The organism is Roseibium sp. (genome assembly GCF_050301095.1).
Classification (GTDB): domain Bacteria; phylum Pseudomonadota; class Alphaproteobacteria; order Rhizobiales; family Stappiaceae; genus Roseibium.
Genome location: NZ_JBNKYW010000044.1, coordinates 26,447 through 52,849 on the forward strand (window position 1 = coordinate 26,447; position 26,403 = coordinate 52,849).

General features: G+C 61.5%; 28 protein-coding genes and 1 riboswitch. Of the genes, 16 read left to right on the forward strand and 12 right to left on the reverse strand.

From position 1 onward, the window contains the following. Positions 1 to 4: 4 nt before the first annotated feature. Together glcE and glcF are read left to right on the forward strand one after the other, a co-directional pair. Positions 5 to 1,195, forward strand: a complete 1,191-nt coding sequence (glcE, locus tag ACQY7U_RS03635) for a glycolate oxidase subunit GlcE (protein WP_428642058.1) — start codon at positions 5 to 7, stop codon at positions 1,193 to 1,195. A gap of 158 nt (positions 1,196 to 1,353) precedes the next feature. Then, on the forward strand, positions 1,354 to 2,691 hold the full coding sequence (gene glcF, locus ACQY7U_RS03640) for a glycolate oxidase subunit GlcF (protein ID WP_428642060.1): 1,338 nt from the start codon (positions 1,354 to 1,356) through the stop codon (positions 2,689 to 2,691). A gap of 166 nt (positions 2,692 to 2,857) precedes the next feature. Here the strand turns inward: glcF and ACQY7U_RS03645 are convergent, their stop codons facing one another. The 4 genes from ACQY7U_RS03645 to ACQY7U_RS03660 all read right to left on the reverse strand — a co-directional run bounded on the left by ACQY7U_RS03645 (position 2,858) and on the right by ACQY7U_RS03660 (position 6,363). Continuing rightward, on the reverse strand, positions 2,858 to 2,986 hold the full coding sequence (locus ACQY7U_RS03645) for a hypothetical protein (protein ID WP_428642062.1): 129 nt from the start codon (positions 2,984 to 2,986) through the stop codon (positions 2,858 to 2,860). 29 nt (positions 2,987 to 3,015) lie between these two features. After that, positions 3,016 to 4,371, reverse strand: coding sequence for a H(+)/Cl(-) exchange transporter ClcA (gene clcA, locus ACQY7U_RS03650; RefSeq protein ID WP_428642064.1), 1,356 nt, complete (start codon positions 4,369 to 4,371; stop codon positions 3,016 to 3,018). A 268-nt stretch (positions 4,372 to 4,639) separates the two neighbouring features. Further along, positions 4,640 to 5,383: a L,D-transpeptidase gene (locus ACQY7U_RS03655; RefSeq protein ID WP_428642159.1), complete on the reverse strand. Its 744-nt coding sequence runs from the start codon at positions 5,381 to 5,383 to the stop codon at positions 4,640 to 4,642. 257 nt (positions 5,384 to 5,640) lie between these two features. Beyond that, positions 5,641 to 6,363 carry a DUF2927 domain-containing protein gene (locus ACQY7U_RS03660; protein ID WP_428642066.1) on the reverse strand — a complete coding sequence of 241 codons (723 nt, stop codon included), beginning with the start codon at positions 6,361 to 6,363 and terminating at the stop codon, positions 5,641 to 5,643. Between the two features lie 324 nt (positions 6,364 to 6,687). On the opposite strand from ACQY7U_RS03660, the gene ACQY7U_RS03665 reads away from it, so the two are divergent. Then, positions 6,688 to 7,395 carry a protein phosphatase CheZ gene (locus tag ACQY7U_RS03665; protein ID WP_428642068.1) on the forward strand — a complete coding sequence of 236 codons (708 nt, stop codon included), beginning with the start codon at positions 6,688 to 6,690 and terminating at the stop codon, positions 7,393 to 7,395. 133 nt (positions 7,396 to 7,528) lie between these two features. Continuing rightward, positions 7,529 to 8,212: a DNA-3-methyladenine glycosylase I gene (locus tag ACQY7U_RS03670; RefSeq protein WP_428642070.1), complete on the forward strand. Its 684-nt coding sequence runs from the start codon at positions 7,529 to 7,531 to the stop codon at positions 8,210 to 8,212. A gap of 130 nt (positions 8,213 to 8,342) precedes the next feature. On the opposite strand, the gene hisG is transcribed toward ACQY7U_RS03670, so the two are convergent. The 3 genes from hisG to hisS are packed head-to-tail and all read right to left on the reverse strand — an operon-like array spanning position 8,343 to position 11,956. Continuing rightward, positions 8,343 to 9,311 (reverse strand): ATP phosphoribosyltransferase, encoded by a 969-nt coding sequence (hisG, locus tag ACQY7U_RS03675; RefSeq protein WP_428642072.1) that lies wholly within the window; start codon positions 9,309 to 9,311, stop codon positions 8,343 to 8,345. Positions 9,312 to 9,314: 3 nt separating this feature from the next. Next, positions 9,315 to 10,469 carry an ATP phosphoribosyltransferase regulatory subunit gene (locus tag ACQY7U_RS03680; protein WP_428642075.1) on the reverse strand — a complete coding sequence of 385 codons (1,155 nt, stop codon included), beginning with the start codon at positions 10,467 to 10,469 and terminating at the stop codon, positions 9,315 to 9,317. Between the two features lie 20 nt (positions 10,470 to 10,489). Next, entirely contained in the window at positions 10,490 to 11,956 is a 1,467-nt protein-coding gene (hisS, locus tag ACQY7U_RS03685; protein ID WP_428642078.1) for a histidine--tRNA ligase, read from the reverse strand. A gap of 384 nt (positions 11,957 to 12,340) precedes the next feature. Between hisS and ACQY7U_RS03690 the strand changes: the two genes are divergently transcribed. The 4 genes from ACQY7U_RS03690 (at position 12,341) to ACQY7U_RS03705 (ending at position 17,113) form a co-directional block, all read left to right on the forward strand. Continuing rightward, the gene (locus ACQY7U_RS03690) at positions 12,341 to 13,501 is read left to right on the forward strand and encodes a glycosyltransferase family 2 protein (RefSeq protein ID WP_428642081.1); all 1,161 of its coding nucleotides are present in this window, start codon (positions 12,341 to 12,343) and stop codon (positions 13,499 to 13,501) included. 9 nt (positions 13,502 to 13,510) lie between these two features. After that, positions 13,511 to 15,034, forward strand: coding sequence for an ArnT family glycosyltransferase (locus ACQY7U_RS03695; RefSeq protein WP_428642083.1), 1,524 nt, complete (start codon positions 13,511 to 13,513; stop codon positions 15,032 to 15,034). Positions 15,035 to 15,177: 143 nt separating this feature from the next. Then, on the forward strand, positions 15,178 to 15,975 hold the full coding sequence (locus ACQY7U_RS03700; protein ID WP_428642085.1) for a ChbG/HpnK family deacetylase: 798 nt from the start codon (positions 15,178 to 15,180) through the stop codon (positions 15,973 to 15,975). Positions 15,976 to 16,423: 448 nt separating this feature from the next. After that, positions 16,424 to 17,113 carry a Crp/Fnr family transcriptional regulator gene (locus ACQY7U_RS03705; protein ID WP_428642088.1) on the forward strand — a complete coding sequence of 230 codons (690 nt, stop codon included), beginning with the start codon at positions 16,424 to 16,426 and terminating at the stop codon, positions 17,111 to 17,113. A gap of 102 nt (positions 17,114 to 17,215) precedes the next feature. Here the strand turns inward: ACQY7U_RS03705 and ACQY7U_RS03710 are convergent, their stop codons facing one another. Next, the gene (locus ACQY7U_RS03710) at positions 17,216 to 17,641 is read right to left on the reverse strand and encodes an RrF2 family transcriptional regulator (RefSeq protein WP_428642091.1); all 426 of its coding nucleotides are present in this window, start codon (positions 17,639 to 17,641) and stop codon (positions 17,216 to 17,218) included. 96 nt (positions 17,642 to 17,737) lie between these two features. On the opposite strand from ACQY7U_RS03710, the gene ACQY7U_RS03715 reads away from it, so the two are divergent. From ACQY7U_RS03715 to ACQY7U_RS03725, 3 genes are all read left to right on the forward strand, one after another. Next, positions 17,738 to 18,238 (forward strand): group III truncated hemoglobin, encoded by a 501-nt coding sequence (locus tag ACQY7U_RS03715; RefSeq protein WP_428642094.1) that lies wholly within the window; start codon positions 17,738 to 17,740, stop codon positions 18,236 to 18,238. Beyond that, positions 18,232 to 18,450 (forward strand): hypothetical protein, encoded by a 219-nt coding sequence (locus ACQY7U_RS03720; protein WP_428642097.1) that lies wholly within the window; start codon positions 18,232 to 18,234, stop codon positions 18,448 to 18,450. The genes ACQY7U_RS03715 and ACQY7U_RS03720 overlap by 7 nt, the downstream gene beginning before the upstream one ends. A gap of 229 nt (positions 18,451 to 18,679) precedes the next feature. Continuing rightward, positions 18,680 to 19,024, forward strand: a complete 345-nt coding sequence (locus tag ACQY7U_RS03725) for an acyl-CoA thioesterase (protein WP_428642161.1) — start codon at positions 18,680 to 18,682, stop codon at positions 19,022 to 19,024. Between the two features lie 15 nt (positions 19,025 to 19,039). On the opposite strand, the gene ACQY7U_RS03730 is transcribed toward ACQY7U_RS03725, so the two are convergent. Then, positions 19,040 to 19,333 carry a hypothetical protein gene (locus ACQY7U_RS03730; protein ID WP_428642099.1) on the reverse strand — a complete coding sequence of 98 codons (294 nt, stop codon included), beginning with the start codon at positions 19,331 to 19,333 and terminating at the stop codon, positions 19,040 to 19,042. Positions 19,334 to 19,374: 41 nt separating this feature from the next. Continuing rightward, positions 19,375 to 19,498, reverse strand: a riboswitch (SAM-I-IV-variant riboswitch). 139 nt (positions 19,499 to 19,637) lie between these two features. Between ACQY7U_RS03730 and ACQY7U_RS03735 the strand changes: the two genes are divergently transcribed. Next, positions 19,638 to 20,342 carry a YoaK family protein gene (locus tag ACQY7U_RS03735; protein ID WP_428642101.1) on the forward strand — a complete coding sequence of 235 codons (705 nt, stop codon included), beginning with the start codon at positions 19,638 to 19,640 and terminating at the stop codon, positions 20,340 to 20,342. Between the two features lie 29 nt (positions 20,343 to 20,371). Here the strand turns inward: ACQY7U_RS03735 and ACQY7U_RS03740 are convergent, their stop codons facing one another. Next, a complete protein-coding gene (locus tag ACQY7U_RS03740; protein ID WP_428642103.1) occupies positions 20,372 to 20,584 on the reverse strand; it encodes a SlyX family protein in 213 nt (70 codons plus the stop codon). A gap of 178 nt (positions 20,585 to 20,762) precedes the next feature. Here ACQY7U_RS03740 and ACQY7U_RS03745 point away from each other — a divergent pair, with 178 nt between their 5' ends. Beyond that, positions 20,763 to 21,467 (forward strand): glutathione S-transferase N-terminal domain-containing protein, encoded by a 705-nt coding sequence (locus ACQY7U_RS03745; protein ID WP_428642107.1) that lies wholly within the window; start codon positions 20,763 to 20,765, stop codon positions 21,465 to 21,467. A 530-nt stretch (positions 21,468 to 21,997) separates the two neighbouring features. On the opposite strand, the gene ACQY7U_RS03750 is transcribed toward ACQY7U_RS03745, so the two are convergent. Both ACQY7U_RS03750 and ACQY7U_RS03755 read right to left on the reverse strand, forming a co-directional pair. Beyond that, the gene (locus ACQY7U_RS03750) at positions 21,998 to 22,189 is read right to left on the reverse strand and encodes a hypothetical protein (protein WP_428642109.1); all 192 of its coding nucleotides are present in this window, start codon (positions 22,187 to 22,189) and stop codon (positions 21,998 to 22,000) included. 261 nt (positions 22,190 to 22,450) lie between these two features. After that, positions 22,451 to 23,419, reverse strand: a complete 969-nt coding sequence (locus ACQY7U_RS03755) for a LysR family transcriptional regulator (RefSeq protein ID WP_428642111.1) — start codon at positions 23,417 to 23,419, stop codon at positions 22,451 to 22,453. A 108-nt stretch (positions 23,420 to 23,527) separates the two neighbouring features. Here ACQY7U_RS03755 and ACQY7U_RS03760 point away from each other — a divergent pair, with 108 nt between their 5' ends. From ACQY7U_RS03760 to ACQY7U_RS03770, 3 genes are read left to right on the forward strand one after another with little or no spacing between them, the layout of a single operon-like run. Beyond that, positions 23,528 to 24,394, forward strand: a complete 867-nt coding sequence (locus tag ACQY7U_RS03760; RefSeq protein WP_428642112.1) for an ABC transporter permease — start codon at positions 23,528 to 23,530, stop codon at positions 24,392 to 24,394. Beyond that, positions 24,394 to 25,179, forward strand: a complete 786-nt coding sequence (locus ACQY7U_RS03765; protein ID WP_428642114.1) for an ABC transporter permease — start codon at positions 24,394 to 24,396, stop codon at positions 25,177 to 25,179. Before ACQY7U_RS03760 ends, ACQY7U_RS03765 begins: the two co-directional genes overlap by 1 nt. A 54-nt stretch (positions 25,180 to 25,233) precedes the next feature. Then, complete coding sequence (locus ACQY7U_RS03770; protein WP_428642117.1) at positions 25,234 to 26,373, forward strand: extracellular solute-binding protein; 1,140 nt, start codon at positions 25,234 to 25,236, stop codon at positions 26,371 to 26,373. The last annotated feature ends 30 nt before the right edge of the window (positions 26,374 to 26,403 follow it).

Sequence of the window (26,403 nt, forward strand, 5' to 3'; positions counted from 1 at the left end):
CCGGATGGACGCGACGTTGAAACCGCAAGACACGCGGCAGGTTGAGGAAGTGGTCAGATGGGCCGCTGCCGAGGAGCAGCCGCTGGAGATCTCCGGCCAGGGCTCGAAGCGGGACCTGGGCCGTCCGGTGCAGGCCGCGCATGTGCTCGACCTGTCCGGCCTGACGGGTGTCGAAAGCTATGAGCCGGCCGAATTGATCCTGACAGTCAAGGCGGGAACGCCAATTGCCGAGGTGGAAAAGCTGGTCGACGACAACGGGCAGCAGCTTTCGTTTGAGCCGATGGATTACGGTCCGCTTTACGGCGGCGCGCCGGGACGCGGCACGATCGGCGGGGTGCTGGCGGCAAACCTTTCGGGACCACGCCGCATCAAGTCCGGCGCGGCGCGCGACCATGTTCTGGGCATGGAGGCTGTTTCAGGCCGCGGTGAGATCTTCAATTCCGGCGGCAAGGTGGTCAAGAATGTCACCGGCTACGACCTGCCGAGGGCGTTGTGCGGCTCTTACGGCACCCTGGCTGTTGCCACCACCGTCACGCTGAAGGTCAACCCGAAGCCGGAAACCTCGGCAACTTTCCTGCTCAGCGGTCTGGACGCGGACGACGGCGTCAAGGCGCTGTGCGCCGCCATGGGCTCTTCGGCCGAGGTGTCGGGCGCGGCCTATCTGCCGGCGGATATCGATGGCGGGTCAAGCCGAACCGTCTTGCGCCTGGAAGGTTTTGAAACATCGGTGGACTACCGGTTCAAGACACTCAAGTCATTGCTCGGCGAGTACGGCCCGGTTTCCCGGCTTGCGGAAGCGGAAACCGTGCCTTTGTGGCAGAGTATCCGCGATGTCTCGGCTTTTGCGGGCGACGATCAGCCCGTGTGGCGCGTCTCCGTGGCGCCAACCGCGGGGCCGGAACTGATCCGTATTCTGAAGGAAAGGATCGGTCTTCGCGCCTTTTTCGACTGGAGCGGCGGCCTTGTGTGGCTGACCTGCACCGATGGCGGCATTCACGATCAGGAAATCCGTGCCGCTGTCGCGGAAGTGGGCGGCGGTCATGCGACCTTGGTGCGGGCGGATGCCTCGGTGCGTTCGAACACGGCGGTTTTCCAGCCGCAGCCGGAGCCGCTGGCAGCCCTTTCCCGGCGCCTGAAGGAGCAATTCGACCCGAAAGGCATTCTCAATCCGGGGCGCATGGTCAGTGGCATGTAACGAGAGTGTGGAAGATTTGCGGGATGAGGCAGATTGTCTCTTCCGGCAAAACCGTTGTGCCCGAAAGTCGCCTTGTGCCGCTTTCTTGCAGCTCATAGGATCCACAGCCGATCAGGGACAAAAAACCGCCAGAAGCGGGCAGTGGGGCGTCAGGTAGCATGCAGACGAATTTCACCGCAGAGCAACTCAAGGACAGCCATGTCGCGGAATCGGAAAAGATCCTGCGCAAATGCGTACATTGCGGTTTCTGCACGGCAACCTGTCCGACCTTCACGCTGCTCGGCGACGAACTGGACAGTCCGCGCGGGCGGATCTATCTCATCAAGGACATGCTGGAGAGCGGACGCCCGGCGGACGAGAAGATCGTCAAGCATATCGACCGCTGCCTGTCGTGCCTTGCCTGCATGACGACCTGTCCGTCCGGCGTGCATTACATGCATCTGGTCGACCATGCCCGGATCCATATCGAAAAGACCTATCGAAGGCCGCTGTCCGACCGGCTGATGCGGGGCTTGCTGGCCGCTGTCCTGCCTTATCCGAAAAGGTTCAGGCTGGCGCTGATCGGTGCCTTCTTCGGCCGCCCGCTTGCCGGCGCATTCAAAATGTTCGGCGGGCCGCTCGCCAAGATCGGGGCGATGCTGGAACTGGCCCCGGCGAGGGCGCCCATCCGCGGTGCCCATGAAGGCCCCGGCGTCTTTGCATCCGAAGGACCCGCCAGAAAAGGGCGCGTTGCCCTTTTGAGCGGCTGTGCCCAGCCGGTGCTCAATCCGGGCATCAATGACGCCACCATCCGTCTGCTGCGGCGGTCGGGCTATGAGATCGTTCTGCCCGAGGGCGAGGTCTGCTGCGGTGCGCTTGTCCATCACATGGGCAAGGAAGAGGCCTCGCTGGAAAACGCAAGGCGCAATGTTGATGTGTGGCTGCGCGAAGCGGACGGCGAGGGGCTCGACGCCATCCTGATCACCGCGTCGGGCTGCGGCACGACGATCAAGGATTACGGCTTCATGCTGAAGGACGACCCGGCCTATGCGGAAAAGGCAGCCAGGGTTTCCGGACTGGCGAAGGACGTGACGGAGTTTCTGACGGGGGCTGACCTCGGAGCCCCCAGTGTCAAGCCGGACCTCACGGTCGCCTATCACTCGGCCTGTTCCATGCAGCACGGCCAGAAGATCACCCGGCAGCCGAAAGATCTCCTGAAGGCAGCCGGTTTTGCCGTTCGGGACGTGCCGGAAGGCCATCTGTGCTGCGGGTCGGCGGGAACCTACAACATTCTCCAGCCGGAAATCGCCCGCCGACTGCGCGATCGCAAGGTCGCCAACATTCAGAAAACGAACCCGGACCTCATCGCCACCGGCAATATCGGCTGCATGACCCAGATCGGCCTCGGCACGGATATCCCGGTCGTACACACGGTGGAGCTTCTGGACTGGGTCTACGGCGGGCCCGAGCCGGAGGGCGTGTCCGCGGTGCTGCGAGACCGGCAAGCGGCCGAATAACCGGGCGCTCGGTCCGGCGCATGTCCTGGAGCATAGTCCGTTCATGTTGGATCATTTGACCAAGGCGATTTTGTTCGCCGGGTAGGCGGCTTGCCTGCGGTGGAGTGGGTCACCACAAAGGCAAGACAACGACTCCGGGGGGCAAAATCGTTCGGCCCGCAACTCCTTACGGCGCAAGGCTTTCCGGCCTGTCAAGGGTGTGGAAAATCTCCCCGCCGTCTTCGTTGCGCCTCTCGCCCGATGCACCGCATCGCGCTTCGAGACCCGCCTCGACGGTGAATAGATTTTCCAACATCAAATGATCCAATATGAACGGAATATGCTCTAGCTCTCGCGTGTGCCGAGTTGTACCGGGGTCTTGTCCGGTTCCTTGTCCGGTTTTTCGCCGGCAAGGCGCAGGGTGCGCTCCAGAAGCTGTTCGTAGATCGGCCGCCCTCCCAGCTGATGAGCCGTCAGGGCGGCTGTGGTGCAGGTGATCAGAACCGGCATGATCAGCGCATATCCTCCGGTCAGTTCCATCACCAGAACGACACCGACAAGCGGAGCCCGCACCGAGGCTGCGAAAAAGCCTCCCATGGCGGCAACCGCGCAGGCGGCCCGGAAGTCGTTGTCGAGCGGCAGGAACTCAACCGAGGCGACGCCGAAGGCAAGTCCGGCACAGGTGGCGATCGAAAGCATCGGCGCGAAGATGCCACCGGGAACGCCGGAGGCATAGGAGAAGAGGACCCCTCCGAAACGCAGCAGGGTCAGGAGCAGCAGGGCAATCACCCCGAACTGCTTGTTGATCAGGTCGTGAACCAGGTTTTCGCCGCCGCCGGTTGCTTCGGGCAACGCATTCAGCAGGGCGCCCGTGATCCCGCCGATTGCGAGAGCGGGCAGCCAGCGCAGGCCGGACGGGATCTTCTGAAACAGGTCCATGACCGCGATCAGGGCCCAATTGAAGGAGACGCCGAGCGCGCCGAGAACGATTCCGAGAACCGCCAGCAACAGGTAACTCCAGACGGGAACATAGCTCACCTCGATGAACAGAGGCGGGCCGATATGGGTCAGCTCTTCCGTGACGGCGGCGCTCAGGAGGGAGGCGATGATGACCGCCATATAGGTCCGGTAGCCGAATGGAAATTGCCGCCGCGTTTCTTCCACGATGAAGAGAATTGCGGCCAGCGGCGCATTGAAGGCCGCCGCAAGGCCGGCTGCGGCGCCCGCCGCCAGCAATCCCTTGTGGTCGTCGGGCGAAATATCATGGGACTTGGACAGCGCTTCGGCGGTCATGGCGCCCATGTGAATGGTCGGTCCTTCCCGACCGAGGACGAGGCCGGAGCCGAGCGCGAGCAGGCCGCCGAAGAATTTGGCCACCAGGACGCTTGCCCAGTTGAGCGGCCGCTTGTCCTCCATGGCGCCTTCGATTTCCTGAATGCCGCTGCCCGCGGCTTCCGGAGCAACGCGGCGGACCAGCAGGAAGGCACCGGTAACGCACAGAGCCGAGATGGCGACAGAAATCGCATAGGAGGCGGCGCCCGTGCCGAGCGAGGCCCTGAGTGCCGCGTAATGGGCGATCAGGAAATCGAGACCGGTGTGAAACCCGGTTGCCAGGCTGCCGACAAGGAGACCGACAAGAGCTGCTTTCAGAAAATAGGCCGCATCCGAACCGGCAGCAAAAAGTGTCTTACCATTTGTCATGCCAGGAACCGGCTCTCTCAAGGCGACCGGTGAATCGGTCTCGTCTTTGAATAACTTGCAGGGAACGGAGAAGCTGCGCAAGCCGCGGGCGGCTCATCTGAAAACGGCTGGACGGCCAAGCTGCCGGACCGCGGGAACGGAAAGTCCGGATGCCGGACGGTTCGATTTCGCCGCTCTGCCAAGAAAAGAGCAACCGGCTCCGCATGAGAGCCGGTTGCTCAGGACTGCGCGTGGGGCTTATGCACGCAAGCCAATCGCGATCGCGGGGTCACATCACGATGACCTTGGTGCCGACCCCCACACGCTCGTAGAGGTCCGTCACATCCTCGTTACGCATGCGGATGCAGCCCGAGGAGACGGCGTGGCCGATGGTCCAGGGCTGGTTGGAACCGTGGATGCGGTAAAGCGTCGATCCGAGATAGAGCGCGCGGGCGCCTAGCGGGTTCTGAGGGCCGCCGGCCATGAAGGTCGGCAGGTCGGGACGCCGCTTGCGCATTTCCGCCGGCGGACGCCAGTCGGGCCATTCCGCCTTGCGGGTGATCCTGTGCGTGCCGGACCATTCAAATCCCGGTTTGCCGACGCCGACGCCGTAGCGGCGGGCCGTGCCGTCATTCTGCACCAGGTAGAGATACTTGGCATTCGTGTCGATAATGATCGTGCCGGGTTTCTGAGGTCCGTCATAGCTGATGACGGTCGGCAGGAACTGCGGTGCGATCTGGCGGGACTGGGGCGCCCTTGCCTGAGGTTTTTGCTGCTGGCGAACCGGCTGGGACCACCAGTTGGCGCGGCGCACCTGCGGCTGTTGCGTCCGCTGCCGGTAGACCTGCCGGCGCTGGGAAGGGGCAACGCGTCCCTGCGGCTGCAGCTGCAGCATCCAGGGCTCCGTCAGGTTGGGGCTGAGAACAAGCGGGGGTGGAGCCACCTGGCCGGCCGAGGCCGGTGATGCAGTCATGCTGGCGGAAAGCACCAGTGCTCCGGTCAGGCTCAGAAATATTGGTGACAGTTTACGCATAAAGAACATGGCGGCACTCTTGACTTGTCATCGACCACGTCTGGCAGAATTTTATCCTGCCGGTTAACGGGTTGGCAACGATGATAAGGAGTGCGGCTCAGTCAAAAGTGAATCCTGCCGCCAGATTTTCGGCAAATCGTTCTTATGGTTATTCCTTTGTTGAAGAACAGACTTAATGAACTCCTATCGCCAACAAGAGGTAGGACGGAAGCTTTCCGGGTGCGATTGAAAACCTTGCGGTTTCGGAAAATCGTTGGTTAACGCACGCGCCGGCGGGCATCCCGGGCGACCAGCGGAAGGATTGGCCGGGTTTGCTGTTGAGACATGCCCGGCTTGATCCGGGGATCGTACAACATGTTCAATATGATCTGATCGAAGACCGTGAAGCGGCTGTGGCGGGAGGAATCGTTAAAGACAGAGTGGGTGAGCGACGCATCGTCGTTCATGGGACCGAGGCCCTGCAGGGTTTCCTCGACAAGGCAGCGCTTGAACAGAAACTCGCCTTCGTCCGAGACGATGACGGCCGTGGAGCGCTTGATGCCGTTGCGCCCGGAGACGACGCGCACCAGGCACCGTCCGGGCACCTTTGCCCGTTCGCTCTTGTAGACGTCCTTTCTGACCACTGCTTCATATTGCGCGCGGTCGACGACATAGATCTCGAAATTGGCCCTGGAAGGGGTATCCGCCACGTTCGTCGTCAGTCCGCCGACCTGTTTGCCGATGTCCCGGATGAACCTGTAGACGGTTTTTCTGCGGTCTCTTGACGACAGATTGTGAACGTAGAAGCGGACCGGGGTCGTGAATTTCTTGACGAGATAGGGGCGCCAGCTCCAGCTGCGGTATTCCAGGCCGAAAACGGTTTTCTCGAACCCCGCCAGCAGTTCCTCCGTGGAGAAGGAATCGTTGGCAGCCTGTACCGGCGAAACAAGCAGCAGGCCCGGGAGCAGGAAGAGGATCAGGAAGCGGCGCAAGGCTTGCATTTGTCAGAACGCCGTTTGCTGCGGCATGGAGGGCGGGAACTTTCTGTTTCGGCAAGTGCCGGCGGGCTTTCAAGCCTGCGTGTGGTTGCATGGTCAGTTAGTTTGCCGAGGATAGCCAAAGGGCGTTACGGAGGGAAGCCAAGAAACTGTTGCCAAAGACAAAATCCTTCTTTCGGATTCCGCAAACGCTGAAAAAACAATTCCTTAAACTTCCCAAGCTATAAGGGGATCACATGGCGAAATGAATACGCCTGCAGGGGCTATGGGACGGGAGTGGGTATGACCGCGGTGAAGCGATCCTTTCGAGCGGAAAATCTGATACGCATGAATTCCGCGGCTGCGGAAGACCCGGCTTATGCGGGAGAGCGGCGTCATCAGGAAGTCATGGCGGAAATCGCCAGCCTGAAAGCCATGCTTCGCGACGGCGCTGACGGCGACCGGAAGGGTCTCGACCCTGAAGCCATGAGCGAGAAGTTCATGGCAGAGTTCCGCAAGGAGTTGTCGGAAGCCGCCAAGCTCAAGGTCGAGCTGGACGCCATTTACGAAGCGATCGCCCAGACCAAGAAGGAAATCGCAACCCTTCACCACACGACCGGCACAAACGGCGAGGAAATGACCCGTGTGACCAACGAACTGGACGCGGTCGTGATCGGGACGGAAGGGGCGACGGAAACCATTCTCTCTGCTGCCGAGTTCATAGACCAGACCGCCAATACCCTGTCGGCACGGATCGACAAGGAAGACGCGGAGCTGACCGGGGATATCCAGGACAAGGTCATCCAGATCTTCGAAGCCTGCAACTTCCAGGACCTGACCGGCCAGCGCATCACCAAGGTCGTCGGGACGCTGCGTTTTGTCGAAGACCGGATCATCCAGATGATGGATATCTGGGGCGGCATCGAAAGCTTCAAGGACATCACGGTCGAGCAGCGGGATCTGAAGGAGGGCGACGCGGCGCTTCTCAACGGCCCGGCTCTTGAAAGCGACGTGGATGTCGCGACCCAGGACGATATCGACGCCCTGTTCGCCTGATCGGGCCTTCCAATTCCTGTTCGGCAATGACCCGGCCTTGTGCCGGGTTTTGTTTTTCAATTCGCGATTCTGCTTGCGCATCCGGTGTCAGGGCATTACCAGATGAGAACAAAGAGTGAATATTGGTGTGAGTATGGCCGAGCAGACTACAGCGAAAACCGCGAAGGCGGAGAGGGACCCCGAAACCGGACTGCTGACCGGGGCGGACGGGGAAAGCCGCTGCTGGTGGCACGGCGGTCTGGAGGATTACCAGCGCTACCACGATACGGAATGGGGCTGGCCGGTCGAGGAGGACCGGCGCCTTTTTGAGAAAATCTGCCTGGAAGGCTTCCAGTCCGGCCTGTCCTGGTTGACCATCCTGCGCAAGCGCGAGGCTTTCCGCGCCGCCTTTGCCAATTTCGAGTTCGAGAAAGTCGCTCGTTTCACCGAGGCCGATGTCGAACGCTGCCTGCAGGACGCCGGCATCGTCCGCCACCGCCGCAAGATCGAATCCACCATCAACAACGCGCAGCGGGCCATCGAGCTGAAAGCCGAGTTCGGTTCGCTTGCCGCCTATTTCTGGTCCTTCGAACCGAGGCCGGAAGACCGTCCCGCTCAGCTTGATTTCGCCACCGCGCGGACACTCGGCAAGACGGCGGAAAGCACGGCGCTTTCAAAGAACCTGAAAAAGCGCGGCTGGAGTTTTGTCGGCCCGACCACCGTCTATGCCTTCATGCAGTCGATGGGCATGGTCAACGATCACCTGGAGGGATGCTGCTGCCGGGAGAAGGTGGAAAAGGCGCGGGCAGAATTCAAGCGGCCGGTGAGGGGGATGTGATTGCCAACGGCCGCCCGTTCCATTCTCTGGAAAGGCCGGATACCCCCAACCCCCAAGCCTCCCCTTGTGGGGAAGGGTTGGGGCGTACGTAAACGGCGAAGCCGTCTTGGAACAAAAGCCGCACGGCGGGCTACCCGCCGACCTTGTCCTTCAACGGCGCGAACAGGCGGTTTTCTCTGGAGAAGACGTAGTCGAGCGTTTCCACGGTCACGGTCTCCGCGCCTTCCTCGATGAGGAGCTGGGCGCAGTCGGCGACCGCGTCCCTGGGGCAAAGCACGCTGACGTGATGGCCGTCGGCTATATCGGAGAAGCGCTGCACGGCACCGACCTTGCTGACGGCGCGAAGCGCCTGGGTGCGGTCGTCGACGACAGCCTTCACCAGCTTGACGTTGCGCGCGGCTTCTTCCGCGGCGACCCGGTCCAGGATCGCACGCGCCGCCGCAAGGGCCGTTTCCGACCAGTCGGCGCTGAGCGAAGCCACAAGGTTCGCCTGGCTCTTCAGCATCACGCCATCGGTGAGGATCTTCAGGTTGTTGGCCTGGAGCGTGGAGCCGGTGGTGGTGATGTCGACGATGAGTTCCGCGGTGCCGGCGGCAGGAGCGCCCTCGGTCGCACCTGCGCTTTCCACGATCCGGTAATCGGCAATGCCGTGCCGGGCGAAGAAGGCGCGGGTAAGGTTCACATATTTGGTGGCGACGCGCAGTCGGCGGCCATGGCGGTTGCGGAAGTCGGAGGCGACATCGGAAAGATCCGCCAGGGTTTCCACGTCGATCCAGGCCTTGGGCACGGCGATGACCACGTCGGCCGGACCGAATCCGAGCGGGGTCACGATATGGACGGTGCCTTCCGGGTCTGCGATGTTTTCATGCACCAGATCGAGGCCGGTGATGCCGAAGTGGACCGCGCCATCGGAAAGCGCGCGTGCGATTTCCGAGGCTGACAGAAAGGCGATCTCCACATCGGGAAGCCCCTTGATGGCGCCCCGGTAGTTGCGCGCGCCGCCCGGCTGCAGCACCTTCAGGCCCGCACGGCCGAAGAAATCATGAGTGTTTTCCTGCAGGCGGCCCTTGGACGGAATGGCGATGATCAGTTTGCTCATTGGTCAGCCCTTAACACTCGCTGCGATCCGGTCGAGCCACATCGAAAAGCCGATGGCCGGAACATCCCTGTCCGCCCCCAGCAGCGTGACCAGTTTGTCGTAACGGCCTCCGCCGACAAGCGGGCCCTCGACCGGGCCGGACGCGGCATGGATTTCGAAGACGAAGCCGGAATAATAGTCGAGCCGCCTTCCGAACTCGGCGGCGAAAGTCAGCCGCGCCGGGTCGATGCCCTTGTCGCCGAGTGCGGCAAGGCGCTGTTCGAATGCCGAGATCGGCGTGTCGAGATCAAGTCCGGCATCCTTGGCGAAGCCGCGCAGCACTTCAGCGGCGTTGACGCCATCCGCCTTGAGCGCCAGATAGGCCGACAGGGTTTCGGCAGCCTTGTCGTGTCCGCGCGCGCCGCTGGCAAGGGCGGCCTGTTCCAGGAACCGGTCCGCGATTTCACTCGGCGTGCGCCCGCCGACGGCGGAAATACCCGCGATCGACAGCAGGTCCTCGACAACCGCATGAGCCGCTTCCGGATCTGCTCCTTCCAGGGCCGACAGAAAGCCGAGCCGCACGTCGCGGCTGTCGTCGTCGGAGGCCGCGCCACCGGCCATGCGGGCAATCGCGCCGGCCAGCTTGTCGGTCTCGCCGAAAAGGTCGCGCAGGCGTCGGCGCCAGACCGACGGCAGGCCGAGGCCTTCCAGAACGGCTGCGAACAATGTCTCGTCGCCGATACGGATCGAGCTGTCCGCCAGCCCGAGCGTTTCCAGGGCCTTGACGGAAAGCGCAAGCAGGTCCGCGTCGGCTTCCGCCGTATCTGTCCGTCCGAGGCTTTCGGCGCCGAGTTGCGGAATTTCGCCGAGGCCGTCCGCGCGCTGACGGAAGACGGGGCCGTTGTAGCAATAGGCGGCAGGCAGCCGGGCGTGATCCTGCGCCAGATGATGACGGCAGACGGGAATGGTGAAATCCGGCCTGAGGCAGAGGTCGAGACCATCCGTGCCGTTCGTCAGGAACAGGCGGCGGCGGATGTCCTCGCCGGTCAGGTCCAGAAAGACATCGGCCGGCTGGAGGATCGGCGGGCTCACCAGGTCATGTCCGGCTGCCTTGAACAGCGCCAGAACCTTGTCGATCCGGGACTGGTCCAGTCCGGTTGTCCGTGCCGAAGCGTTCATTTCACTTCCCTCGCCATATGTCAGGCCCCGTTCTGGCGTCTGCGGTCGTCTGCCTGGCTCTCCAGGATACCGCGAACCGTCTCAAGAAGGTCGGCTTCCTTGACGGTGACCTGCGCCGGGCGGCTTTCACGCCAGGTAATGTTGTCGGTGATTTCTTCCGACAATCGCTTGCCCTCGATCAGATCCTTGATCTGGATCTCACCTGCATCGCGTTCGTCCGACCCCTGGATGATGGCGATCGGGCAGCCGCGCCGGTCGGCGTATTTCAGCTGGTTGCCGAATTTCTTCCAGTTGCCCTGGTACATTTCGGCGCGAATACCCGCTTCGCGCAGGTCCTGAACCATCTTCTGGTAGCGGCCGAGCGCGGCCACATCGCCGTCCATGACGGTGACGAGAACCGGTGCCACCACGTCTGCGGTGCCAAGCTTGCCGAGGTTCTTCAGCGCCGTCATCAGGCGCGAGACTCCGATGGAAAAGCCGGTCGCCGGAACGTCGCGGCCGGTGAAGCGCTTGACGAGGCCATCATATCGCCCGCCGCCGCCGACGGAGCCGAACTGGACCACTTCGCCCTTTTCGTTGGTGACGTCGAAGAGCAGCTCCGCCTCGTAGACCGGGCCGGTGTAGTATTCGAGACCACGAACGACAGAAGGGTCGATCTTGATCCGGTCTTCGCCATAGCCGCAGGCGGAAAAGATTGCCGCCATGGTGTCGAGCTCGGCGACACCGTCGTTTTCGAGCGAACCGGTTCCGGAGACAAAGGCCACTACGGTTTCGATGGCTGCCTCATCGAGTTCCGCGCCCTTTGTGAAGTCGCCGCTTTCGTCCTTGCGGCCTTCACCCAGAAGCAGGCGCACGCCCTCGATGCCGAACTTGTCCAGCTTGTCCATGGCCCTGAGCACCGTGAGGCGGCGTTCTTCGTGTTCGTCGCCGCCGAGGCCGACGGACTCCAGAACACCGTCCAGAACCTTGCGGTTGTTGACCCGGATCACATACTGACCGCGCGGAATGCCGAGGGCTTCCATCGTGTCGGCCATCATCATGCACATTTCAGCATCCGCCTGGACGCCCGGTGCGCCGACGGTGTCTGCGTCGAACTGCATGAACTGGCGGAACCGGCCCGGTCCGGGCTTTTCATTGCGGAACACCCAGCCGGCCCGGTAGGTGCGGTAGGGCAGCTGGATCTCGTTGATGTTTTCAGAGACATGCCGGGCGAGCGGGGCCGTCAGGTCGTAGCGCAGGCTCATCCATTGCTCGTCGTCGTCCTGCACGGAAAAGACGCCGGCGTTCGGCCGGTCGGTGTCGGGCAGGAACTTACCGAGGCAATCGGTGTATTCGAACGCCGGGGTTTCAACGGGATCGAAGCCGTATTGTTCGTAAACGGCGCGGATGCGGGTCAGCATCTCGTCCGTTGCGCGGATGTCATCGGCAGAGCGGTCGACGAAGCCGCGCGGCAGGCGGGCTTTCAGTTTGTTCGGTTTTTTGGCCATGAAGTCTTTTTAAGTCCTGGCGAATTCCATGCCGTGGCAAGGAAAACTGTCCTGCCGGCGAGGGTGGTCCATTTGCGGTTTTCCTAGACGAAACAGGGGCCGAGAGCAAGGCAGCCAGATGCGAGGAGCGCCCAAACACGGCGGTTTGACGCAAAGACCGGAATAAAGCGCCCAAATTGCCTTGTTTGCATCACAGTTGGCGGTAAAAGGGCGGCAGAGATGGCAGGCGGCCAGCGGCAAGGTTTCGAGGGCGATCCAGACCGGTCCGCTGCGCCCGTCCGTCTTTTCTTGTAATTAACACCTGGCGGGCTATGGTCCGCGCAAAGGTCCGGCAAGGCTGCCGGTGGTACGGCAAGGCTGCGGCCGAACGGACAAGGGTTGAAGATGGACAGCGCGGTGCACATGGCCGGGATCAAACCAGAAGACAGCGAGACCGCCGGCCCGCAAACGCTGGCGGCGACTGCCGCGGAACTGAGCGTGATCCTGCCGAGCTTCAATGAAGCCGCCAACATCCCGATCCTGGTGGACCTATTGGACAAGGCGCTTGCCGGCATTGCCTGGGAAGCGATTGTCGTCGACGACAACTCACCGGACGGAACCACGGAAGTGGCGCGCAAGATCGCGCAGAGCGACAGCCGCGTGCGCGTGATCCGGCGCATTGGCCGCCGCGGACTTTCCGGCGCCTGCGTCGAGGGCATATTGTCGTCTTCCGCGCCCTATGTCGCAGTGATGGATGCCGACCTTCAGCACGACGAGACCCTGCTGCCGAAGATGCTGGCCGAGCTGAGAACCGGTGAGGCGGATCTTGTCGTTGCCAGCCGGAAAGTTGCGGGCGGAACCGTCGGGGAGGGGCTCTCCTCCATCCGGGCCTGGGGCTCCAACATTGCCAACGGCCTCGCCCAGAAACTGCTCAACGTCACCTTGAGCGATCCGATGAGCGGGTTTTTCATGGTCCGCCGCGACAAGGCCGAAGAGATCGCGCCGAAGCTGTCGCCGCAGGGCTTCAAGATCCTTCTCGATCTGGTCTCAAGCGCCGGAGGCGCCTTGCGGATCAAGGAGCTGCCCTTCACATTCCGCGAGCGCCAGCACGGCGAGAGCAAGCTCGATACGCTGGTGACGCTCGACTATTTCGGCCTGCTGCTTGCCAAGTATTTCGGCGACGTCGTTTCGGTCCGCTTCCTGATGTTCGGCCTTGTCGGCGCAAGCGGGTTGTTTGTTCACCTGGCGGCCCTCCGGGTCTTCCTGCTGGGCGGGCTGGAGTTCAACTTCGCGCAGACCGCTGCTTCCTTCGTCGCGATGACCTCGAACTTCTTCCTGAACAACCAGCTGACCTATCGCGACCGCCGCTTGCACGGGCTGCGGGTCCTGATCGGGCTTGTGACCTTCTACGCCGTCTGTTCCGTCGGCGTGCTGGCGAACGTCGGTGTTGCGAACCTGATCTATGCCGATCCGGCTTACTGGTGGTTTGCGGGCACGGCCGGTGCGATAATGGGCGCCGTCTGGAACTATGCGGCCAGCTCCGCATTGACATGGCGGAAGTCCTGAAGAGGCGACGTGACCACTTCTAAGAAAACCGGCAAGAAAACCGGAGACGTGCCGCTGTTCCTGCGGCCGGGCGGGCTGGTCCTGATTGTCGGCCTGCTGACGGCCCTGAAGCTCTTTGCCGCGGGTGAGGCGCATTTTGTCGAGGACGAAGCCTATTACCGGCTCTGGGGCCTTTATCCGGCGCTGAGCTACTACGACCACCCGCCGATGATCGGCTGGTGGATCGCCGCCGGTCAGACCCTTTTCGGAGATACGGTTTTCGCGGTCCGGGCTCTGGTGGTCTTCTCCGGCGTGATCGGTTCGCTCGCGATCTGGCGCACCGCCGGGCTGCTCTTCGGCAGGCCGGCCGCAGGCTGGGCGGTGCTGTTTCTGAATGCCAGCCTTCTTGTCGGCATCGGCGGCATTCTGGCGACGCCGGATGCCCCTTCCGTTCTTTTCTGGGGCTTGAGCGTGTGGGCACTGGCCGAGCTGCTCCGGTCGGAAAATCCCAACTGGTGGCTGCTGATCGGGTTGATGGCCGGATGCGGCCTGCTTTCGAAATACTCCGTCCTGTTTCTGGGAGCGGGGATCGTTCTGTGGCTGTTGTGGGTGCCGGAGGCGCGCCGCTGGTGGCGGTCCTGGCAGCTTTGGGCCGGCGGACTGATCGCCCTTCTATGCTTCCTGCCCGTGCTGTATTGGAACCATGCCCATGAGTGGGTCAGCTTCTACAAGCAGTTCGGCCGGGCCGGTGGCGGCGGCTTTACGGCCAAATACATTTTCGAGTTCCTGGGCGCGACCCTCGGCCTGATCAATCCGCTGATCGCCGTGCTCGCCCTTCTTGGCGCAGTCAAGCTCTCCGGGCGATTGCAGGCGCGGGAGAGCGCGGCCTCCCTGGTGCTGCTCACCGTTCTGCCCTTCCTCATCTACCTCCTTTATCATTCGCTGCATGCCCGTGTTCAGGCCAACTGGCCGGCGCCGCTGTTCCCGGCCTTTGCGATGATGGCGGCGGTGTTCGTAGCCGGAATTGAGCCCGGCAGGACCTTCTGGCGGAGGTTCGCGGCGGTGGGCATCATCTGCGGACTTGCCGTTGCCGTTGTCGTGCAGGTGCATGCGGTTGCGCCGCTGACCGGACAGTTCGCCCGCAAGGACCCGACCTTCCAGCTGCGCGGCTGGCCGGAAATCGGCGCGGCTGTCGGGGAACTGGCCAAGGCGGAAAATGCAGGCTTCATCGTCACCACAAGCTACGGACTGAACGCGCAACTCGACTTCCTGATGAAGGACACGCTGCCGGTTGCCCAGCTCAACGAGCGTATCCGCTACATCATGGCACCTGAGCCGGATATGGCTCGCTACGGCAAGCCGGGGCTCTACGTCACCGAAAAGCGCCGCGACCGGGCCGGTGATCTGAAGCAGTCCTTTGCATTGGTTGAAAAGCTGGCCGAGCTTGAGCGCAAGGTGAAAGGCGTTGGCCTGGAAACCCTTGTCGTCTACAAGGTTGAGGGTTTGGGCGGGCCGTTGTTCGAGCCGGTCACAAGCCGGGGTTCGGGCCGGTAGTCAGGCGGGTAATTGGGCCGGAGAGCGACAGGTAAACCGGGCGTACATCCGCGCGTTCTTTCAAGATGAGGCTTGAAAAGCCTTGGAGAATGCCTCAGGGAAGGTATTCTGATTGTTGATTTTTTACCCGCCTTCGGAAGCTCATGAAGCGAATTACACTTGGAGCTTTGGACTACGGCCTCGCTTTCGGGGTCGACAGGGCCCTGCGCGAACTTATGGAGCGGGGGCGTTTGAGCGCGCTCGGCGCCATCGTTGCGACCGAACTCTGGCCGCGGGAATTCCGTCCCTTGCAGGAAACCGCCGAGAAAACCGGCAGGAAAGCATTGTTCGGTATAACGCTTGCCTTCAGCGGCGACCGGGTGTCGCCGGTCAGCGCGCGGATGCAGGAGATTTACGGCGAGCGCATGTTTAAGCGGGAGAGCCTTCTCCGGCGGGCCTTCTTCCGGCTTCTGCCGGACGAGGTGCTGCTGGAGGAAGCCAAGGCACAGCTTGCGCGTTACAGCGTCCTGATGCAGCGCCAGCCGGATTTCGTTGCCGTGCGCGAAGGCCTTCTGGAGTGCATTCCCCTGGCCCGCCTCGTTTTCAAGGCGATCGAACATGCGGATTTCGAGGTGCCGCCGCTGGTGATTTCGCCGGTCGAGGCGGGGCTCACGTCGCTGCGGTTGTCGCGATTGGCGAAGGCCCACAATCTCGAGCTTCTGCCGAAAGCCGCACCGCTGCCGGCAACCGGAGATCCGGAAGAACTGCACCGGCTGCTCCACAATCACTTCGACGGTATGAGTGACCGCAGCTTCGTGGCCGCCATTCCCGGCCGGTCGGATGACCGCCTGCGCCGGGACGAACCGGCGAAGAAAATCGCCATCCGCGAATGCCAGTACGAGGTTCTGGCCAGCGGCCGCTTTTTCCGCACGCTGGACAAGAAAGACGTTTTCTTGAACTGACAACGAAAAACGGCCCTGCGGGGACAGAGCCGTTTTTCGTGGAGGTCTGGAAGGGGGGGAGGGGCTACCCCGTTTCCATGACTTTAGATATAGGTGCCTTTTGCCTGATTTCATGTGACGGACATCACACGAATGCGTTGAATCGGAAGGTGCCGCCGCCGGGCGAGGCTAGGGGTTTTTCAACGGTGTTGGATGGATGTTGCAGTGCCAAGCCCGGACCAGATCCTGAATGATGCTTTGACAACGAAAAAACGGCCCTGCGGGGACAGAGCCGTTTTTCGTGGAGGCCAGGAAGGGGGGAGGGGCAACCCCGCTTCCATGTCTTTAGATATAGGCATATTTTGCTTGATTGCACGTGATGGACATCACAGGATTGCGCTTGACCGAATAATACCGGCGCAGGTTGGTAAGGGGTCATGACGGAAGGGCAGGACGTCAGGGGGTAGGCGTGACGGAAATTAAGGACTTTTTGAAAAACAGCTTTTCGCTGGAAGGGCTTGACCCGGAACTGGCCGTCGGCTTGTCGCGCCTTGCCAGACCGATGAAGGTTCCGTCCGGCACGATCCTTTTCGAGAACGGCGACCCCGGAAACGGTTGTTACGCGGTACTGGAAGGCTCGCTGAAGGTGTCGCTCCTGTCGGTGGACGGGAACGAACAGCTTCTGGCGGTGCTGGGTCCCGGAGATCTGGTCGGCGAACTGGCCCTTTTGGACGGGCGCCCGCGCTCGGCGACGGTGATCGCGCTGAAGGAAGCGCAGGTTGCCTTTATCGACAAGGCAGCCTTCCAGAGATTCGCCGATGAAAATCCTGCGGTCTACCGCCATATGCTGTCGATCGTCGGCAAGCGGCTGCGACATGCCAATGACGTTCTGGCCGCACGCTCGTTCCTGCCGCTTCCCGGGCGTGTCGCGCAAACGCTGCTGCAGCTTTCGGAAACCTTCGGCAAGACGCTCGACGACGGCAGGGTGCTGATCCACTACAAGCTCAGCCAGGCGGATATCGCCAATATGGCGGGAGCGGCGCGCGAGAACGTCAGCCGGGTGCTGAACGACTGGAAACGCGCCGGCACCATCAGCCGCATTTCCGGCTATTACTGCCTGGAGCAGATCGACTTCCTGAAGCAGGCCTCGACGCTTTAGGCGTGGGGTGTCCGATGGTTTCTGCCGGCCTGCATCAGGCGGGCCCTCCTCAGGATGAGGCTGAGTGTGGGCAAATGTTCCTGGGTGCAGCCTTGGCGAGACTCACATCTCAGGCAAGGCCGCCATCTGCGTACCCGCCAGGATCGATGCCAGCGTTTCGGTGTTGAGACTGTCGAGAAAAGCTTCCGACGCACGGGCCATGGCACCTTTCAGGGCGCAGCGGGGCAGGAAGGCGCAGACTGCGGGTTCCGGCTTCAGGCAGGCGACCACGCCCAGATCCGGTTCCATCAGGCGGACGACGTCACCCAGCCGAATCGCCTCCGGTGACTTTGCCAGGCGGATGCCGCCACCGCGTCCGCGTGTGGTTTCCAGATAGCCGCCCCTGGCCAGATGGGCGACGATCTTCATCACATGCGACTGGGCCAGTCCCAGTTGTTCCGTGAGTTTGCCGACCGTTTGCGGGTCATCCGACTGGCCGGTTGCCATCAGAATTCTCAAGGCGAAGTCACTGGCCTGATTGAGGCGCATGGCTGTGTCCCATAAAACATTCATCTTAGATGTTGATTTTAGCGTCGCGGTGTGAGATTTAAAAGATGCATATGAAATGAATGTTTGGAGACGGTGATGGAAGCCCGCAAATTCGTGTCAGGGGCGCAAGTGCTCGGCTCCCGGCCTGTAGCAGGCAAGGGGGACCGGTTCAGGCGCTATGAAGATGTCAGCGAAGAATCGATCCAGGTGATGGTTCACACCTTCTACGGCTGCATCCGGGAGCATCCGCGTCTTGGGGAAATCTTCACGCGGCGCCTCGATGGCCGCTGGGAGGAGCATCTGGCGAAGATGGAGACCTTCTGGCAGTCCGTGCTCCTGAAGAACGGCGCCTACAAGGGCAAGCCGGTTCCGGCGCACCTGAAACAGAAGGAACTGGTTCACTCCGACTATGGCGTCTGGCTGGAGGTGTTCCGCCCGGTCGTGCGCGAGCTTTATGTCCCGGATCTGGCGGACGAGGTTATCATGGTCGCCGAACGTATCGCTCAAAGCCTCTGGCTCGCCACGTTCGGCCTTGCCGGAACAACCCCGCCGCCGGAACTTTCCATCACGACGGACGCCTGGAGGTCGGCATGTTGAGCACAGCCGTTGTAGTTGCAGAAGTTCTGGTCGCCGTCTGGTTCATCGTGTTCTCGATCATGCTGACGTCCATGTATCTGGACAGCCGCGCCATGAAGCAGCCGAACATGGATATCGCCGGCCGGACGCTGATCGGCAGCGCGAGGCTTGCCTTTGCTACCGGACTCAGTGCCCTGGCCGTGCTGACCGTTCTTGAAATTACCGTCCTTTGAGAAGGGAACCTCCGATGTCCCGTTCGAACCTGCTCCAAAGAGGGCTGCCGATCCTGCTGATCTGGGTTGCCGCGCCGCTGCCGCTGTGGATCATGGCGGTGCTTGCCGTCCTGATTTAACAGGTTGCCCTTGTGATCTTTTCACCTCGCGTTAGTCTTCCGGAAACAACATCTGGAGGGGTTCAGGCGTGAGCGACGAAAATCCGAGCGGCGATCTGACATTGCGCACCATGGCGATGCCGGCCGATACCAATGCCGCCGGCGATATCTTCGGCGGCTGGGTGCTGTCGCAAATGGATCTGGCGGGCGGGATTGCCGCCGGACAAAGGGCGCAGGGCCGCGTCGTCACCATCGCGGTCGACAAGATGAAATTCATCCGGCCCGTGCATGTGGGAGATGTCTTGTGCGTCTATACCGACGTTATCCGTGTCGGCACATCCTCCATGGAAATCAAGCTGGAGGCATTTGCGTTGCGTCACCGTTACGGTCACCGTGAAAAGGTGACGGAAGCGGTGTTCACGATGGTTGCGGTCGATGACAGCGGCAAGCCGCGTCCCGTGCCACAGACCGGCTGACCCCGTGCTTTTTCGTCAGATTTGACGCTGCCTGTTCAAAATGTCGGCGAAGAGGTCTTCGTCGACGGCGCAGGTGCAGCCGTTGGCCCAAAGCTTCAGGAGCAAGCGAAGCCGCTCTACCCGGGTTTCCGCATCCAGCGGCGCCTTGTGGCGCGGCAGACCGCCGATGAGGCGCAGGGACTTGATCCGCGCCAGGACACAATCCTCGGCGGCGCGTTCCCAGATATCCGAACCGGTGATTTCGGCACCGGCCGTCAATTGCTTTTCGATCAGAGTGGCCGCGCGTCCGGCAATAGGCTCTTGTAACAAAAAATCCTCCATCGGTTGCCCGAGGAGGACTGGCGCATGAAATCGAACCGCTTAGTTGCCGATGGTCCTTCAAAAGGTTCCAACGACCGCATCCCATTTTGCGGAAACCACCTTGCCCGGTCAGGCAGGTTGGCGAGGGCGCCAGCCCTTCTCTTGATGATGGCGGGTATATGCCATGGCTTTGCGCTCTTGGCAAGCGGTTGTGTGCATGGCACATCTTCTTGCACAAATCGTGGCGGGCAGGTTGTTATGCGTGCCTTTTTGCGTGTCCTGAAACGGAACCGGCAAGCGAGGGAAACCTGACGTGTTCAACATTTCGGCCCTGCATTACAGCCGTCCGCTGGTTCCGGTCCTGCTTGCGTTCTGCGCCTGTTTCATCGATGTGGTCTGCATCCTCGGCCTGTTCCACACGTTCACCGCCTTCATCACCGGGACCTTGGTCGTCCTGTGTACCGAGGTGTTCCACAAAAGCGACAACGCGGCACTGAAGATCTTCGTGCTGGTGATGTTCTTTGCCTCGACGCTGTTCTGGTTCACCGCCGTCAGCCGCCTGGTATCGGAAAGAAGGGTGAGCGTCGGACATCTTTTCGCACTTGAGGCCGTGTTGGTGGCAGCTTTCATGCTGGTGGCCGGACTGGGCGACCCTTCGGCCGGCGGGCCGTTGTCGCCGGTCACCCTGACCGCCGTCGGTCTGTCGACGATCGCCATGGCCCTGCAGAACGTCATCATGCTGACGATCCTCAACCGCCATGTGCCGACCACGATGATGACCGGCAATTCGCTGAAGCTTGTCCTGGGAGTGTCGGACTATTTCGCCCATCCGGAAAACCGTGCCGACAGCCGGGCGAGGATCGTCCACCAGGCTCTGGTTCTCTCCGCCTTTGCAGGGGGCGGTCTGCTGGCCGGCTTTCTGATGAACCATTTCCGGTTCTGGGCGCTGGGCGTTCCGGTAACCGTGTTGCTGCTGCTGGCCATGGTCCAGCCGAAGATGGAAGCCGAGGCAGCCTGAGGCACCGTCGGCCTGCCGCAACGCGGCGGTCAGTAGTGGGGCGGTTTTTCGATCTGGTGCCCCGGCAGGACGTTTTCCATCAGTTCTTCCACCTGGTCGGTCATATTGGTGAGCAGCCGGGTCAGGCGTTCGATCTGCCGGCCCTGGTCGAAAACCACACCGTTGAGTTCGTCGATCGTGTTGAGGGCGTGGGCAAGATCGATTTCCAGCTTCTCGAGCCGGGGTTCGTGATCGTCAGCCATGGAGGTCTCCTGAAGTCCACTGGGTCCCGATAATCCGGGTGATGCCTGACCGCGAGCATATAATGTGTTCTGGTAAAGGGAACAATTCCGTTGAACCGCGGCGGCCCCACCAATTGTGGCATCGTCAGAACTGACATATATTCGAGGACCTGCCCCTTTCGCGCGAAAAGAGCCCTCCATGTCTGCGCTTTCCGACTTCCAGATCACCCGGAAATGGCCCGCCAGCCATCCCGACCGGATCCAGCTTTACTCGCTCGCCACGCCGAACGGGGTCAAGGTCTCCGCGATGCTGGAGGAGACGGGCCTTCCCTATGAAGTGCATCTGGTCGATTTTGGCACTGGCGACCAGAGAAGCGCGGAATTCCTGTCGCTTAATCCGAACGGCAAGATCCCGGCCATGATCGATCCGAACGGGCCGGGCGGCCAGCCGCTGCCACTTTGGGAATCGGGCGCCATGCTGATCTATCTGGCGGAAAAGACCGATCGGTTCCTGTCGGACAATCCGGCCGAGAAGTTCCGCACGATCCAGTGGGTCATGTGGCAGATGGGTCAGCTCGGTCCGATGGGCGGACAGCTCGGGTTCTTCCACAAGTTCGACGGGAAGCACTTCGAGGACCGTCGGCCCTTCGAACGCTACCGGGATGAGGTCCGCCGCCTCTACACCATCATGGACAATCGCCTGAAAGACCGGGAGTTCGTCATGGGGCCGGATTACACCATCGCCGACATGACCTGCTGGCCTTGGGTCCGCAACATCAACGGCTTTTACGAAGCCGCCGAAGTGGTCGGCTATTCCGATTTCAAAAATCTCGTCCGCTGGATGGACACCTGCACGTCACGGCCGGCCAGTCAGAGGGCGGTCAGGATCCCGTCGCGGGGATGACAAACCGACACTGCGCGGCCGCGCTCTTCCATGAAGCTTTGAGGTACCTTTGGATGTTCGGCGGTTCAGGAGGCCAGACAAGAAACATTGCGATTGGTCTGTTTCTGTCGGGTCTGATCGTGTTCGGAAATAACGATTACTTTTACAGATCGGGCAATCTCGACGCTTATTTGGGAAATCGATTCTATTTCGAGAACGTGTCCCGGTCCGCAAGTCCCGCAATTGTTCAAAAGGCACAATTCGAGAAAACTGCGGTCGGTCCGTGGACGCACAGCCTTCAGGTGGATGACCGGAGGCCGGTTCCGACGTCCTCCAGTGCGTTGCGGGACCTGTCAGCCGGGCACAGAGGCAATGCCGCGCTCCATCAGTGGGCCGGGGCAATCTCAGCAGGTGTCGTGGCGGTGGTCGCCTCACTGTTGCTGATGGTTGCCAGCGGTGCCCGGTTCAACTGGTTTTGAACCGAGGCAAATTGCTTTCGCCACAAGCTGCGGAAAATCGCATGTCAAACGAGGATTGCGGGCACCAGCGCTTCAGGCTTCGCAGACCATGTCCTGTCCACAACACAACGGCGACTTGATCTTGCCGCCGCATTTCGGGCAGCGCGAGATCTGAACTTCGGTGCCGTCGTCCAGTTTGAGCGTATCGTTGACAAGCGGTTCATTGCAGTCGGCACAGGTGGCATTCACACCCATGTTGCAGACGCTGCAGCGGTAAGTTGCCATGATCGTTCTCCCTCTCAATTGACTGCAAGTGTGCGGAGGTTGGCCGAAGCAATCAAGCGCAAATGCTGGCCGGGAGGAGATTGGTCGAGGTTCACACGGTATGCGGGTAGGTGAATGCTGAATTCGCACGGCTGTGCGGGCATTCTGGTGCGGCTTGTTCATTCCATAGATCCTGTAACGGATTGTGTTTGGTCACCAACCGGTCTCTGGACTTCAATGCGACTGGAAAATTTTGTGAGTCCGTACACCAGGCTGCCGCGTCTACCTGTAGGTCCTCTCCTCGATCGGCGTTTCCCGGATCCTGGCGAGCAGCATGTCCAGAAGCGCCTTCTCCGCCCTGTTCGTCTTGGCCTTCGGGTTCCAGACCACATGAACATCGATGTCCGGCAGGGTGTCATAAGGCGGCAGCTGCCACAGGAGACCCTCCTTCACATCCCGTTTGACCACGTGAACGGGCAGGGGGCCGACGCCGAGGCCGGCGATGATCATTCGCCGGACTTCCTCAAGGTTGGCCGATGTCCCGACCACACGGTCTTCCAGATCGGCTTCGGCTCGCATCAGGGTAACCGGCCGGAGGGCATCTTCGAGCCGGTCGGTGACGAAACTGACTGCCGAAAGGCCGGCAAGATCGGTTTTGGTGAGATCCGTCTTTCCGAAAAGCGGATGGGTGGGGCCGCAGAAGAGGCCGAAATATTCCCGGAAGAGGCGCAGGTACTCCAGTCTCGGATTGCGTTCGCGCACGAGACAGACGGCAACTGAGGCGCGGCGGGAGCCGACTGCTTCCAGCGCATCCTTGCTGGCTGACACATTGATGGTGAGGGTCGCGGCGGGATGACGTTCGTGAAACGCACGCAGTGTGTCGTCGAAAAGCGGACTGACGACGTGACTGGCCATGGCAATCTCGACATGGCCGCGCACCTCGTCGGTGACATCGCGCATCAGCGTTCCCAGGCGTAGGATGGCGCCCTGAATCTCGATGGCTTCCTTCAGGAGCAGCGTCCCGGCCTCGGTCAGCTCGAACTGCCCAGGCTTGCGGTTAATGAGCTTGCGGCCGAGCCTGTCTTCAAGCCGCTTCAGCGCGCTCGACACGGTGGGTTGTTTCAGACGAAGTCTTTCAGCAGCACGCGTCACGCTTCCCGATTGCGCCAGAACGATAAAGGTTCTGAGCAGGTTCCAGTCGAGTTCGCGGGCCAGACGTTCCGCCTGGATGGGGCTGAGATCTGCCGTCATAGATTTGATCAATACTCGCAATTTTGATTATCTATTTGATCAATGAAGGTCCGCCTGCGACCCTGAAGTCAAGCACTTTTGACAAGGGATGGTCGCGGGGTTGAACGCATGAGCGTCGAGGCGCGGGAAAAACGGCAGCCGTGGATACTCCTGTCACCGGCCCTGACCGCCGTGGGGCTGCTGCTTTTCGTGCCGCTGCTCTTCATTGTCGTTTATTCCTTCTGGCTGCGCACTGCGACGGGCGCCGACCAGGTCGGGTTCTATCTCGACAACTGGCAGGAGGCGCTCACCGATCCCTTCTACCGCGATATCCTGCTCGGCACGCTCCGGATCGCCGCCATCACCACGGTCGCCTGCGCCGTGATGGGCTATCCGGCCGCCTATTTCATTGCGCGGTCACGGGGCAACAAGGCGCTTCTGCTCCTGCTGCTCATGCTGCCGTTCTGGATCAGCTACATCATCCGCACCATGTCATGGATCAACATTCTGGGCGTGTCCGGGGCGGTCAACTGGGCACTCCTCAACCTGGGCATCGTCTCCGAACCGGTGCAGATGCTCTATAACGAGCCGACCGTCATTCTGGGGCTCGTCCACTTCCTGCTGCCCTTCATGGTCCTCAACGTCTATGTCGCCCTGGAGGGGATCGACGTGTCGCTGGAAGACGCCGCCTGTTCGCTGGGCTCGACCCGCTGGCAGGCGTTCCGGGAAGTCACGCTGCCGCTTTCCCTGCCCGGGCTTGCCGCCGGCGGCCTGCTCTGTTTCGTGCTGAGCGCGGGAACCTACATCACGCCGCTGGTGCTCGGCGGGCCGACGGACGCCATGTTCGCCAATCTCGTCTTCGAGGCGATCATCACCCAGCTCAACTGGCCGCTCGGTTCCGCGCTCTCGCTGATGCTGCTCGCCGTCCTGGGCGCACTGGTGCTGATCTACAACCATTACCTCGGCATGGGGCAACTGATGAAGGGGCTGGGCTGATGGGCTGGAAGCTGATCCGCGGCTACACGATGCTGGTTTATCTCTTCATGTTCCTGCCGGTGGCCGTTGTCGTGCTCCTGAGTTTCAACGCCAGCCAGTTCGGCAGTTTCCCGATGACGGGGCTTTCCTTCCGCTGGTTCGTCGAGCTTGCCAACAACGAAGCCATCCTCCGTGCCTTCCGGACTTCTATTATTCTGGGATCGTTGACGGCGGTGATCTCCACCACGCTCGGGGTTCTGGCAAGCCTTGCCCTGGTCCGGTACCAGGTGCCCGGCAGCAACATGATCTCCACCCTGCTGATCGCACCCATTCTGGTACCGGAAGTGGTGCTGGCGGTGGCCCTGCTTTTGTTCCTCAATTTCCTCTCCATCAACAAGAGCTTCGTGCTCCTCCTGATGGGGCATGTCATCTTCACGCTTCCCTTCGTCATCCTGGTGGTTCAGGCGCGTCTTGTCGGCATCCGGCGGGACTATGAAGAGGCTGCGCTCAGCCTTGGGGCCAGCCCGGTGCAGGCTTTCTTCCAGATCACGCTGCCGCTGCTGGCGCCAGCGGTCTTCGCCGGCATGCTGTTCGCCTTCACCATCAGCTTTGACGACATCACAGGCACCTTGTTCTGGAAGCCGGGCGGCGTGGAAACCGTTCCCACCCAGATCTTCGCCATGCTGCGCAATTCCATCTCCCCGGAGATCAATGCGCTCGGCACCGTGATGATCTTTCTCACCGTCGGCCTGCCACTCCTCGGACTGGCGCTTGCCCGGCGGATGGCCATGCAGCGCGGCAGCTAGAACCGCGCGACAAATCCAAGAAACCGATCAAAACAAACCGGAGTGGACAGGAAAATGGACAATACGAAACGCTACGAGCGCTTGCGCGAACGCTATCTCAACGGCGATCTCGACCGCCGCAAATTCCTGGGGCTCATCGGCGCCGCCGGTCTTGCCTATGGTGTCCAGACCCCCTTTGCACGCCAAGCCCTGGCGGCTACCGAAGAAGTCCGTTTCGACGGTTGGGGCGGTGTCGTCTCGGAAGCCTTCCGCAAATATGCCTTCGATCCCTATACCAAGAAAACCGGCATCAAGGTGGTCGACGGCACCTTCGGCGGTGGCGATGAATATCTCTCCCGCGTGAAGGCCAGTCAGGAAGGCGAATACAACATCGCGCACCTGTCGGGCGTCTTCGACTATGCGCGTTATGTCAATCTCGGGCTGAATTCGACGCTTAACGAAGACAACATCCCGAACCTCAAATATGTCATCCCGAAGCTCACCGACGTCTTCCGGGGCGTGACCGACGGCAAGCTGTCCTGCGTGCCCTACGACTACGGCACCACCGGCATCGCCTATAACCGGAAATACATCTCCGACGACGAAGCCAGGGAAAAAGGCGCCAAGCTTCTGATCGACGCGGCCTACAAGGGCAAGATCGGTGGCTGGTCCGACTGGCGCACCCGTGTCTGGTACGCCTCCCTGCAGACGGACCAGGACCCGAACGGGGCGACCGACATGGACGCGGTCTGGAATGCGGTGCGCGCCAACCGCGACCTGCTGCTGAAATACTGGCAGTCCGGCGCCGAGCTGATGAGCCTTCTGGCGGAAGAGGAGATCTACGTCACCGAAGGCTGGTCCGGCCGTATCTACGCGCTGCAGGAACAGGGCCACGACATCGGCTACATCGATCCGCCCAACGGCTTCGGCTGGCAGGAATGCCTGTTCGTCATCAAGGGCTCGCCCATGGAGCCCTGCGAGGAACTGCTCAACTTCATGCTGGCGCCGGAGACCTCCATCGCCGTTGCCGAAGGCCAGAACTACCCGCCGGCGCTCGACCCGACCAAGGTGGATCTGGGAAGCAAGATCCCGACCCTGCCGGCCTTCGACCCGAGCGGTACCTTGAACGGTCTGACATTCGCCAATCCGGAATACTGGAACAGCCACGAACAGGACTGGTCCAAGACGTTCGGCCGGATCCAGAAGGGTTACTAAGCCTGACACTTGAAAAAACACCTGCCGCCG